The organism is Fredinandcohnia onubensis, from assembly GCF_002734215.1.
Taxonomy (GTDB): Bacteria; Bacillota; Bacilli; order Bacillales; family Bacillaceae_L; genus Ferdinandcohnia; species Ferdinandcohnia onubensis.
Window position 1 is genome coordinate 463,417 of sequence record NZ_NSEB01000012.1, and the last position, 12,794, is coordinate 476,210.

A 12,794-nucleotide genomic window follows, 5' to 3' on the forward strand; every position below is an offset into this window, starting at 1 on the left:
CCCTATTGTTTGACTATTTTATCCATTTCTTCAGTTTGACTTACTAAATGATTAGTATGAATGACAACATTTCCCCATTTATCTAAAGAAACAAAAGAACTAGGAGGTACAACAATTGTAGAATCATATGATTCTATGATAATTGGTCCTTCCTTCATTTCAGTTGTTAGGTCTAAACGATCAATAATTCTAGTAGACAAGTAACCTAATTCTTTGCCAAAATATGCGTTTCGTTTGTAAGATTTTGTTACAATCCTTTCCTTATTAACTTGCATATTTGCAAGATTAAGTGCGTTCTCACGTACTCCTCTTGCAGTCAGTCTTATATTTACTAATTCGACTACTTCACCAGTGTCATAGCCAAACGTGTACTTATATTCATTCCGAAAATCATTTTCTAGTTTTTTCAAATCGTTAAATTCTAAATTATCAACAATAAAAGGGATGCTTAATTCAGATGATTGCCCTATATACCTCAAATCAGCTGAGAATTTTAATTCAACATTCTTCCCTTCATAACCTTCCTTGCTCAGTAATTCTATTCCTTCAATCGATAATTTTTGAATTACTTCTCGAATACTTTCGAGCATGTCGAATAAGTTTCCAGAAATTGAAGATACAAGTTCATGTTGAACGTCACAAGAAAGTAATCCAACAGCACTAAACACACCAGGTAACTGTGGTACAATAACATTTGATATACTAAGTGATTCGGCAATGTCCGCACCATGTACTCCACCATTTCCACCAAATGTTACCATTGAGAAATCCCTTGGGTCTCTTCCTCTCTCAATAGTTACTGCTCGTACTGCTCTGATCATATTATCATTCGCTACCTGCCTAATCCCGTATGCAGCTTCTTCTACCGATAATCCTAATGGATCCGCAATTTTTTCTCTGATAGCGTTTACAGACTTCTTGAAATTAAATAATAAATTTCCTCCTCCCAGATGATTAGGATTTAAATAACCCAGTACTAAGTTTGCATCAGTTACTGTCGGTTCTTTACCCCCAATGTCATAACAAACAGGACCTGGATTAGCACCGGCGCTTATAGGACCTACTTGCAGGGCTCCTCCTTTATCGATCCATGCTATTGAACCACCACCATTTCCAACCTCACCAATATCTATGGCTGGTATTTTTAATAAATATCCTCCAGCTTTAATAAAACGACTTGGTGTAGAAATTCCTTCACGAACTTCGTATTCATTAGCGAGAAGCGGTTCTTCATTTTCAATAATTGAAGCCTTCGCAGTCGTACCACCCATATCAAAAGTTATAGCATTCTTTAAATTCATACTTTCTAGTAATTTTGCTGTCCCTGTGACTCCTGCTGCAGGTCCAGAAGCAACAATTTTTGCGGGGTAGTCAGCAGCAATATCAGCACTTACTACACCACCATTTGAGGCTACAATTAACAAAGGCGATTTTATCTGACGTAATTTCAAACCAGCTTGAAGCCTTTTTATATAATTTTGAACCTTAGGGAGAATATAAGCATTCACTGCCGTTGTACTGGTTCTTTCATACTCTTTGATTTCAGGTAGCACTTGATATGAGCATGTAATGGGTAATTCTGGATATCTATTTCTTATGATTTCTTCAGTTATCTTTTCATGTATTGGATTTATATAAGAATTGATTAAACAGATTCCTACTGATTCAACACCATTATTAACCAATTTATCAATTGCCTCGAAAACACTTTCTTTATCAATTTCTTTAACAATCTCACCTGTAGCGTCAATTCTCTCGTCTATTTCTACACGGAATTGTCTTCTTACAAGTGGAGTTGGTTTTGACCATGTTAAATCAAATAACGCTGGCATACGGATTCTTGCAATTTCTAATACATCTCTAAAACCACTCGTACAAATTAGGCCTGTGCGAGCCCCTTTATGTTCTAAGATTGTATTTGTTGCTACGGTTGTGCCATGGATAAATTCTATTATAGATTCAGGATTAATGCCTTCCGTAGCACATACTTCAGAAATACCATTTAATATCGCAAGCCCAGGATCATCCGGAGTTGAGGAAACCTTTCGAACCACGACGGTTCCATCATTTTTACGTACGACTATGTCTGTGAATGTCCCCCCTATATCAACACCGACAAAAGATACACTTTTTTGATCATTATTCACGCTATTATAATCCATTTTTCAATCCACCATCCAATCTTTCAATTTCAATCAAATTAAATAAAGGGAATTACTTTGATCCATATAATTGTTCCGGTATAAACATAGTAATTTCCGGAATATAAGAAATGATTAACAGTGCCAAAATGCTAATAATGATAAATTTTGTTAATCCAGGCATTAATTCACCTAATCTAAGTTTTGTGATACCCATAGCGACATATAGATTTAACCCAAACGGTGGGGTAAACATGCCAATTGTTAAATTAGCAATCATTATGATTCCTAGATGTACTAAATTAATATCTAAAGCGACCGCGGTAGAAAGAATTAAAGGGGCAATAATAATTACCGCCGTTGTTGGATCAATAAACATACCAACAATTAACAAGATAACATTCAAGATTAATAAAAATATCCAAGCAGAATGTATATTGTTTAACAACGAATCCGCTAAAATTTGTGGTACTTGTAAAACTGTTAATAACCAACCTAAAAGAGAAGCAGAGGATATCAATACTAAGACTTGAGCAGAGGAAATAACTGCTCTAATAGAAGCTTGATATAAACCTTTTAAATCGAGCTCCTTATAAATAAACATTGCAACTAAAATAGAATAAATAACTGATACACCAGCTGCTTCTGTAGGAGTAAAAATGCCGGAGTATATGCCACCTAAAATTATGACTGGCATTAATAATGCCCAAAAAGACTTAATTGTCTGTTTAATGAGCGTAGAAAATGAAACTCTTTTTTCAGCAACTAGTTTATTCTTCTTTGAGTGGTAGTAAATATACAGAATGTATGCTAGACCATATAAAATGCCTGACCCAACACCTGCCATGAACATTTCTCCGACAGATACATTCGCCACACTTGCATATACAATCATCGTTAAACTTGGCGGTATCAATAATGCAACTGAACCAGAACTTGTAATTAATCCTGCAGCAAAATTTCTTGAATAACCCTCTTTAATCATTTCTGGATACATAATCTTTCCAATTGCAACCACTGTTGCCGGACTAGATCCACATAATGAACCGAAAAACATACTTGAAACTTGGGTTGTCATCCCTAGTCCTCCAGTGATATGACCAACAAGACATTTCGACCAATTTAAAATCCTTTTCGATAACCCTCCTGTCACCATTATTTCAGCTGCATAAATGAATAATGGTAAAGCCATTAATACAAATCGATCCAACCCTCCCAAAAATCTCTGTATTGATAAAGTGAGATTTATATCTGTCCCAAAGTACAGAACGATAAAAGAAGATAGTCCAATAGAAATGAAGATTGGAACACGTAGTAATAAAAACACAAACATTAGTGTGACTAACAATATTATCATGGATAACCTCCTTCCAATTACACAGCTGAATGATCGCTTTTTACAATCTCAGTCTTATTACGAGCTAAATTAATTAAAAGAATAATATAATGGAATGCCATCATGAAGAATCCTATTGGAAAAGCTAAATATACAAAATAAATAGGTATTTTAAGTCCTGGTGTTGTTTGACCGCTGTTTAAAGTAAAGATTACTTGTTCAACACCTACTACAAACATCGCAGCAAGGAAGACTAAGGCTATTACTGAAGATAGAACAAAGATGATTTTTTTCCCTTTTTCTTTTAAAAAATTATCTATTAAATCAACAGAGACATGGGCACCGATCCTAACACAGATTGCCCCACCTAGAAAAGTGATCCAGACAAAACTGTATCTAATAAATTCATCTGACCAAGATGTACCCATACCAAGATTTCGTAGTATGACATTTATGAATAATACAAGGGTTGCACCAATTATGAGAGTGAAACAAATAAATTCTTCTGTTCTATATATCCATTTCATCTTATATATCCTTCCTACTATAGAATTTATTTATTATCTTCTACAGCTTTTTGAAGCTTTTCTATGATTTCTTTGGATTTCGGATCCTGTGAATATTTTTCATATACTGACTTGGATTCATTTTTAAATACTTCAATTTCTTCAGGTGTTAACTCATTAATCTTCATTTCCACTTTAAGTTTTTCCATCGCTTCTTTTTCCGTATTACGTATATACTCAATACCAAATTCCCCTGCTTCCAGTGCTGCAGTCCGAACCGCTTCTTGCATTTCTGTAGGAAGGCTATTAAACCAATCCTTATTTCCTACAAATGCAAATGGTAGAAAGTTATGATTAGAAATTGTTAAATACTCCTGTACCTCATAGATTGACATCTTAGTTATTGTTTCTATACTATTATCCTCGGCATCTACAACTCCCTGTTGTAATGCATTATAAAGTTCACCTAAGTCAATAACTGTTGCATTAGCTCCCCAGTTATTCCAAGTTTCTAATAATAAATCCGATGGCATTGTTCTGACTTTTTGTCCTTTTACATCCTCTGGGGAATGGATTGGTCCTTGATTATTTGTCATTTGTCTAAATCCCTGGGTAAAATAACTTAATCCCACCATATTTGCCTCTTCTAATTCACTAAAAACCTCCTGTCCTACTTCTCCTGATAATACTTTCCACATTACTTCATCATTAGGAAATAAAAATGGTAATTCTAAGAATTCCAGTGCCTTTGCAAAATTCGATAGAGTTGATGTTCCCTGAAGAGTCATTTGAATTGCACCGCTTTGAACCTGTTCTATTTGTTCTCTCATATCTCCTAACTGTTGATTCGGGTATATTTCAACTGTTAATTTTCCCTCAGTAAGTTCTTCCACTCTTTTTTTAAATAACTGGGAAGCTTCCCCTTGACTACTATCTAAACCTAAATTAAAACTTAATTTAATGTTGGAAACATTTTCATTTCCGTCTCCGCTTGAGCCTTGGGTTCCTGTTGAATTCCCACCTCTACCACAAGCTGTGAAAATTAACATAGATGAAAAAATCAAAATTATTACTGAGACCCTTAAAAATTTTGTTTTCATTACACTACACCCCTTTTTATAATTTTTGTTTCCTTAAAAGGATAAAAATAGATATCAATAATAAAGTTTATTGAATCTATTTTTGTTGACATAACAAACAATACTTTTACTATTAACAATATTCTATATATTAAAAATTATTAACACTTTCTCCTATATATACTAGACACTATGTAAAATGTTTTGAAGGAATCCATTAACTGATTTAACAATTTCTATTAATTTACATATTAATTTACAAATTTACCCAACGTAAATAATAGTTATTTTTTTACAATAGAAATATTAGATAGTAGAAAATTGTAAGTTCAATAAAGATAACATTACTTAACTCATTCGTCTTTAACTACCTTTTAATTAGCAAGTTAAACTTATTTTTAAAGCGTTTTAGAGCATAATCTACCAGCCTAGTAGAACAAAATAAAAAACACCTACAAACATTGATTCTCAACATCTGTAAGTGTTTCGTCATTATAAATTCCAATATTAACATAAAATTCCTGAGGTAGGCTTTATTGAAAAACTTACTTCTTTTTTCCATCTCCAAAAGTTACTTTACTAAGCATTGTCGCTTTTACCTAGAGAGCACATCCTTCTGTAAAATTATTATTTAGGTTTAAAGGACTTCCTTCACTGAGATAAGCTCGATTTATCCTTAAATAATTTCACCAGCTACTCTTAGAAAATTCCTCTACTACTAAAGGTTAATCAGTAAAACCATCCATATGAGCTTTCAACTTCAAGATATAATCCTCTGACAAATACCCTCTTGCTCCACGAAGAATTTCCTCTTCATAATCTGCTGGTGGGGCGGTTTCTTCATTTTTATTTTTAACAGTAAAAGTAATGGCTTGTGTGTCCTTACCGTTTAGTTTTATCGTGACAAAGGTAGCACGGTAGGAATTTGGTGCACCCTCACGTTGGTATAGATAATTTTTCAAAGCTTCAAATGGGACTTCGTAGACCTTACCTTCTACTCGGCCGACCTCTTCTACGATATCCGCACGCCCCATTCCATCCATTTTTGATTTACGTGTAAATCGTAGGGAATAGTTATCAAGAATCCCTACCCCAACCATATTTTGAAAATAGTGGTCTACACCATGCCGAATAAACCGTTTGTGATCCATGCAGCTTCCGTAAGCAAAATATAGTACCGTACTACGTTGCTTATTTAGTAATCTGTACTCCTTCCAATCACTATCGGGGATTCGATTGTTTAGCAAATTAGCTTGACCCGCAATATACACATACGCTGTGACTGGACCTTTGTCGGTGTAAACCATTTGTTCCACTCTTTCATATAAATTGTTTGTTCTTCCTTCACGAAATCCCTCTAACTGATTAATTTGCTTCAACTCAAGATCAGTTACTTCGTAAAGTTCCCCATACATACGTGATGAACGGGAATGTTTCATCGTTGGATAGCCATATCCTGTATCATATAATTCTCTATTTATCCAACACTGTTCCGTTAATCTTGTTGTCTCTTTTAGGTAGTGAGCATTACCTTCTCCTTTGCGCAATGTTCCATATACAAACATGTTCTTCATCATTACCACTCCTCGTTATTTGTTTGGTTTAGTATAAAAAGAAAAGGTTGGCAGTAAGCCAACCTTCAGAAATGGTACGTTTATAGAACCGTTATGATTTTCGTTTCAATGGAACTCCACTTATAACCGAGCCCACGTTTGTTCACAATTGGATTCTGTGAATTCTCTGGCAGGCACTTCTTTACCTTTCGATTAATCTTGGAGATAATCGGTTTAATGGAGGAGAGCGCAGGTACCTCGTCCTCTTGCCACACATATTGAACCAGTTCCTCTTTTGAAACAAATCGAACTTTTTCGATTAGATATTTCAATACCTCTGCTTCTTTTCGTTGTAAAATTGCGACGTCTACTGGACCTGAAAAATTAGGACGTAAGTGCGACATATCTAATGTAGCATCATTCGTTTCATTCTCCATTTGTACTTTTTCTACGTCATCAATAGTAGCAAGTATGTATGCACCATCCGGATACCGAATGGCCCTCGTTTGCTGACCTTTTTGTGTAATTAATGCTCTCACTTCATTTATTTCACTACTGAAATTATGTTCTTCATCTGTTTCTATTGCTTTGTCCAAATAACGAATGGCTTCCAGATCTTCTCCTAGTATATAAAATGCCTTTGCCATCGTAGCATATGCTCGGAACAGTCTGATTTTGGACAATGATAAATGAATCGCTTTTGTAAAATATTCAACGCTTTTCTCATATTCCTGTGTTTCATAATGGATATGTCCCATCCTGTATAAGGCATTCGTATCGTCAGGAAAAAGAGCTAACACCTCATCGAACAGGTCTTTCGCGTTCATTAGATTCACATATACTAGTTTTTCGTCCTCCCCGCTCCGGACTAGCAACTTAGCAAGCTCAACTTTATAGTCTGTGTTGTCTTCTTCTGTTTGTAACAAATCACGGTACATTTTGATTCCTTCTTTTAGCCAAGCAGACTCATTCAGGGATCCTTGTTTTCTTTTCCATAACCTTATTTGTTCAAGCAAGGGGCACACCTCACTTTTGTTAGTAATCTACTATTTTGTGTTTCTCTTTTTAATTACTACATATCCGTTTCCTTAACTGCTCTACAGTTAAATAGACACCATTTTCTTTACGGTGTATCATTGCATGGCAGTTTGGACAGACTGGGATTAAATCTTTTATTGGGTCTACAACATAATCCTGTCGTATTTCATGTAGAGGGATAATATGATGAACGTGTATAAAATCTTTACCAATTTCTCCATATGTATCTTCAAAATTCAAATCACATATTTGACATTGAACACCATAATGTTCCATACACCTTTTTCGGGCAATTGGATTCCGCTCATACACATTAACACTAACGGTTTTACGCTTTCCCTCTTCTAATGATTCTGGAACTTCCTCTGGAAAATATCCTTCCGTCAAGTCGTGTTCAAAAAACGACTTGATATAATCTAGCAGGCCTTCATTCAGTTTCATAGCTCCTTGAATATTCCCTTTTAGCCCATGATCACGTAAACGAGCAAGAGAAAGCTCGGGAGTATCAACTTTATCCAGTAATCGAATGCGTGAACGTTCGTATTCTAGCGACTGCTCATATTTCTTTTCATCTAACCAGAAAGTATCATCATAAACAATACTACTATCTCTTACAATTCCTTCGATTACTTCTACTTTATAACGGATTTGCTTAATACTACCGGATAGATAAATAAATATAATATCCCCATTTTCGTATTTGAAGGAGCGTTTCCAGTCTATCGTATCATAATAACTAAATGCTCCCTCAACATCATAATCATTTGGGTTAGCAGGTATCAACCAAAATCGACGAGCATTTTTATGCCCACTCTCCTCAAGCTCTCTACGACGATTAACTGCAATATTTTTAGGTGCAATAAATCTATATTTATTTTCTTTAATATAGAACGGAATATTATAAACATATCCTCTCTCAATGTGATCATAAAATTTATATTTTGTAGAATTAAGTTGCTCCGCTAAAAATCTTGCTGCTTCTTGTATATTGTTTGCTTCAAATAACATCTCATTATTTTTTAAAATAGTAATTGGACTAGCCATATTATTATCCCCCTTATATGCCAAACCTCTTGCACCCATATGTTACTTTTTCGTTTAACTCCATATTTTTGTATTAAGGTGAGTGTTCTCCAGATTTCATCAATTTCATTTTGATTTAAAAGAAGTTGCATGGAAATCACCCTGAATTAATTAGTATATAGGAAAATTATACCATATATGCTATATAGGTAAATATACTGAATGTTTTTATAGGTACAACTCTAATTATTTTTCTAAGCATCGGGGAGTCAGGCACCAGAATCTAAATTTACTATCCAAAAGAGTAACTATGAAAAATTAGGTGAAAATAGAAAAAAAGGATGTGGTCACTATGGTATCCTTTCTTTACTTTCTCCTTGCAAACAGTTATGTTTGTCTATTTGTTTGGGGGATTTTTTTAGCTAAAAAAGGAAGATTACATCTCACCACTTTACTTTTATTCGTAATTATTGGACTTATCTATGATAACTTGATCATTGCGATAGGAAGATTTATCGGTGAAGGAAATGTGCTGGAGAGTTTCAGCTATGTGCGATTTTTGTTACACGCCTTGTTTACCCCCACCCTGATTTTATTTGCATTTGGTATCTGTATGGGAATAAGGTTACCATGGGCCAAAAGAACCTTCTGGAAGGTTATAGCAGGTCTGATGACTCTAGGGTTAATTCTTTATGAACTATTTACTTCCGTCATTAATCTTGAAATTGAACCCAATTGGAGAAATGGCGTATTGACCTATACAAGTACGGGGCATTCGAATAGTCCGATCATGGTTATTACAGTAACGATTGTTCTCGGGATTGTCGGCTTTATTTTGGCTAAGAAATTCCACTTTTATTGGCTCTTGATTGGCACAATTGTCATGATTTCAGGTGGTCTGTTAACCATCTGGATGAAACAGGAATCGATAATGAATATATTGGAACTTTTATTAATTGTTACTTTACTTATGACATGGCAATTTCAAGTCCGGAATGTACGGTCACAGTGACTCCCCGAATTTTGTCGATAAACCAATAGACAGGGCCTGACCCCCAACACAGTAAAGCATTACCGCGCTGGGGGTCAGGCACTCTAATCATTCCAGTATATGTCCACTACCTATTCAATTCGACTGTCTCAAATACATTCCAATTCACTATTTTCTCTAACGCAACTGATAATAAAACACCTATAATTAAACCATTGCTAATAAACGGTTGTATATATAGTGGGATGTCAGAGAAAACGGTTGGTGAAATATTCATGATACTAATCCCAACGAGAACTGGTGCTGCCAAGCGAAAAATTGTATTAGAATTAAACGTTTTCCCATTAAGGCTGCTAAAGGCTGTACCGAATAATTGTAAATAGGCAACAAATAAAACCGCATTTCCTACTGAAATTGGCATGGTTGCAAGGAATGATCCGAATATAGGAACCAGTCCGATTGTTGTTAATAACCCACCACCGATAAGGAACGGTTTCGAATGAAATATTCTTGTACTTTGTAGAAATCCGATTGAAGATGTAAATGGTGTGTAAGGAACTAGCCCAAATCCCGTACCAATCACCGTAAAAACACTTGTCACATAGATAGAATTACGAAATCTATGTTGTGGGGTTTCTTTGTTTATCAGTTTTCCGGCTGCTTCAATCGAAGCAAATGTATTGCTCAAATTAATTACCACTGCGAAGAATGTCACGCCAATAATCCCAAACTCTAGATTTGGTTCTCCGATAGGAAATAAAGTGAAAGACATCGAGGATGCTTCTAAAGCCCCTTGGCTAACATCCATAAACAATAGATCATGCAATATCCATCCAATCATTAATCCTATTAAAATCGAGAAATTACTAATAGATTTAGAGCCTTTAAGTTTTATAATCACAACTAGAATTACAATTCCCATTGATAATAAACTCAACGGTATATCTAATACCCCATCCTTTGTTAAAGGAAACATTCCTTTAAAGAAGATAAAAATCAATTGGAAGGTTAACAGAAAAAGATAGACTGACATGACCATTGGACTGAAGATTGATTGAAAAAGTGACAAACCATTACATGCTGCTAAAACGATTGTAAATACGCAAGCGAGTAGAATCCCAGTCGTAATCCCTCCACCAATCGTAGATAGGCTCATTCCCATCGAAGAAGCAGTGAGCCCTAGGTTTAATATAACGCCCCATAACAACCCAGAATGTCCTTCCATAATGGGCATTCGATGTCCAATCCATCCTTGAAACATACAAGCTACCCCTGTAAGGATTAAAGAGCATCTTAGCATCATTCCAATCGTATCTTGAGGCACCTCAAACACGGTTCCTATTGAAATCGGGACAACCACTGTATTAGCAAAAATAAATATAAGCCATTGAACAGAAGAAAAAACTGTTACAACATACCCTTTACTCATCATTCACACCACTTTCTTGAAACATGTGGACCGTTCTACCGTTCCCCTATTTTTTCCATCGCCAAAAGGAGTCTGCGGATTTGATGTCAGACCCCATCTAGTAAACTTATACAGAACTGAAGGACAAGCCCACATTTCAGAATATAAAAAAGAGTCTTACTTAAACCAAAAGACTCCCTGAAGAATACCATTACTATTCTCCAAAATCAATATACTCTGTTCAGACAACTAAATTTTTTCTTTTTTTAAGTGCAACAAGTCCGGTCACAGTGACTCCCCGAATTTTGTCGATACAGGGCCTAGTCCCCGAGACAGTAAAGCATTACCACACTGAGGGTCAGGCCCTGAATAACCGTGTTTAGTTCTTTAACCAATAAAATCTTTTTTATATCGAATAGCTAAATAGACTGCAGAGGCAAGGAATGCAAGCGAATATTTAAATAAGAAGAAAATTTGCCACATATATTCTTTTGGGAAAATTACGTCGCACAAAACTATTCCACTTAACATTATGAAGGCACTTTTTAATTTTATTTGATCTGTTCTTTCGTCAGCTTCGCCCATTTTTTTCTGTAATACGTTTGTTAGAATCCCTCCGACAAAAACCAATAAAAAACCACTAACAATAAGAATATTCCAATTTCCTTGCGATTGTTCAGCCCAAGACTTTAACGGGCCAAAAATAGCATTAGAAATATCTGAAAAATCAATCACCATTCTCACTCCCTTTCACATAATTATAAATCTCGTTTACATCAACATTAAAAAATTCGGCAATTCGAAAAGCTAATAGTAAAGTCGGAACATAATTTCCTTTTTCCATCACGAAGATGGTTTGTTTGGAAACCCCGACTTTCTCTGCTAATTCTTGCTGAGACAATCTGGCGAGTACACGATATTCATACACCTTATTTGAGATCGAATCACCAAAATCTTTCTTCATGACCATCACCTCTTGAATCAAATTATAAACTCACCTTTTATAAAAGTAAAGTATACTTATACAAAAATATAAATTATCTTTATTTTTACACATGTTACTTTGACTTAACAAGGGACAGAATGCAAAAAAACCTGACGAAATTCGTGATTCCGTCAGGTTAACAGGTCGTTCAATTTAATGGTTTTAGGTGGTCCAGTGGATGAAAATATTCAGAATTCCTTATTTTCATTTCCAGCCGGGAAAACAAAATTCTTAACAATCCGTATCTTCTCCGGCACGCCACATATCAAGTGTTTTATGGATAAATTGTTCCAATCCCGTTTCTTCAATCTTTATAAATTTTTTGATGCGTATGCAGCCTTTTCCATAATTATAGCCTGCTAATAGGGATTCTGCCTTTTCTACCTTATCTATTGTTCCTACATAGAGGCTGACATAATGTTTTTGCGCGTTTAACGCAAAGACGTAGTTGTCATCTTTCCCATAATTCAACATCTTATAGCGAATCACCTCTTCCAACTCCGGTGCATAAGCAAAAATCATCTCTCGAATCGCGAACAGTTTCTCTTTTCGCCAATCGTCTTCAAGTAATTCTAAATATTCATCAGAATTCTTTACATCATATTGCATGTTAAAGTCTCACTCCTGCATGTTTCAATTTACTGATAGTTTACAGGAAATTTGCTATCTATGCATCTTGATATAGGTTTCAAAATAAATAAGAAAGAGACACCTTATAACTAAAAATTAGTTAT

12 protein-coding genes are annotated in these 12,794 nt (G+C 35.1%); 1 reads left to right on the forward strand and 11 read right to left on the reverse strand.

Features of this window, described 5'->3' with window-relative positions; all coding sequences use genetic code 11:
- Window positions 1-2: 2 nt before the first annotated feature.
- The 7 genes from CKK03_RS16670 to CKK03_RS16700 form a co-directional block, all read right to left on the reverse strand.
- Window positions 3-2,162: a hydantoinase/oxoprolinase family protein gene (locus tag CKK03_RS16670; RefSeq protein ID WP_099363660.1), complete on the reverse strand. Its 2,160-nt coding sequence runs from the start codon at window positions 2,160-2,162 to the stop codon at window positions 3-5.
- A gap of 52 nt (window positions 2,163-2,214) precedes the next feature.
- Window positions 2,215-3,498: a TRAP transporter large permease gene (locus tag CKK03_RS16675; protein WP_099363661.1), complete on the reverse strand. Its 1,284-nt coding sequence runs from the start codon at window positions 3,496-3,498 to the stop codon at window positions 2,215-2,217.
- A 17-nt stretch (window positions 3,499-3,515) separates the two neighbouring features.
- Complete coding sequence (locus tag CKK03_RS16680; protein WP_099363662.1) at window positions 3,516-4,004, reverse strand: TRAP transporter small permease; 489 nt, start codon at window positions 4,002-4,004, stop codon at window positions 3,516-3,518.
- Between the two features lie 26 nt (window positions 4,005-4,030).
- The gene (locus CKK03_RS16685; protein WP_099363663.1) at window positions 4,031-5,083 is read right to left on the reverse strand and encodes a TRAP transporter substrate-binding protein; all 1,053 of its coding nucleotides are present in this window, start codon (window positions 5,081-5,083) and stop codon (window positions 4,031-4,033) included.
- A gap of 704 nt (window positions 5,084-5,787) precedes the next feature.
- Window positions 5,788-6,636, reverse strand: a complete 849-nt coding sequence (locus tag CKK03_RS16690; protein WP_180271284.1) for a gamma-glutamylcyclotransferase family protein — start codon at window positions 6,634-6,636, stop codon at window positions 5,788-5,790.
- Window positions 6,637-6,716: 80 nt separating this feature from the next.
- Window positions 6,717-7,631, reverse strand: a complete 915-nt coding sequence (locus tag CKK03_RS16695; protein ID WP_099363665.1) for a helix-turn-helix domain-containing protein — start codon at window positions 7,629-7,631, stop codon at window positions 6,717-6,719.
- A gap of 49 nt (window positions 7,632-7,680) precedes the next feature.
- A complete protein-coding gene (locus CKK03_RS16700) occupies window positions 7,681-8,697 on the reverse strand; it encodes an HNH endonuclease (RefSeq protein ID WP_099363666.1) in 1,017 nt (338 codons plus the stop codon).
- A gap of 331 nt (window positions 8,698-9,028) precedes the next feature.
- Here CKK03_RS16700 and CKK03_RS16705 point away from each other — a divergent pair, with 331 nt between their 5' ends.
- A complete protein-coding gene (locus tag CKK03_RS16705) occupies window positions 9,029-9,688 on the forward strand; it encodes a hypothetical protein (protein ID WP_099363667.1) in 660 nt (219 codons plus the stop codon).
- A 106-nt stretch (window positions 9,689-9,794) separates the two neighbouring features.
- Here CKK03_RS16705 and CKK03_RS16710 read toward each other — a convergent pair whose 3' ends face one another.
- From CKK03_RS16710 to CKK03_RS16725, 4 genes are all read right to left on the reverse strand, one after another.
- Window positions 9,795-11,096, reverse strand: a complete 1,302-nt coding sequence (locus CKK03_RS16710) for a uracil/xanthine transporter (protein WP_099363668.1) — start codon at window positions 11,094-11,096, stop codon at window positions 9,795-9,797.
- 366 nt (window positions 11,097-11,462) lie between these two features.
- Window positions 11,463-11,810: a DUF2178 domain-containing protein gene (locus CKK03_RS16715; protein ID WP_425432875.1), complete on the reverse strand. Its 348-nt coding sequence runs from the start codon at window positions 11,808-11,810 to the stop codon at window positions 11,463-11,465.
- On the reverse strand, window positions 11,803-12,039 hold the full coding sequence (locus CKK03_RS16720; protein ID WP_099363755.1) for a helix-turn-helix transcriptional regulator: 237 nt from the start codon (window positions 12,037-12,039) through the stop codon (window positions 11,803-11,805). The genes CKK03_RS16715 and CKK03_RS16720 overlap by 8 nt, the downstream gene beginning before the upstream one ends.
- 252 nt (window positions 12,040-12,291) lie before the next feature.
- Window positions 12,292-12,669, reverse strand: a complete 378-nt coding sequence (locus CKK03_RS16725) for an iron chaperone (RefSeq protein WP_099363670.1) — start codon at window positions 12,667-12,669, stop codon at window positions 12,292-12,294.
- Between the last annotated feature and the right edge of the window lie 125 nt (window positions 12,670-12,794).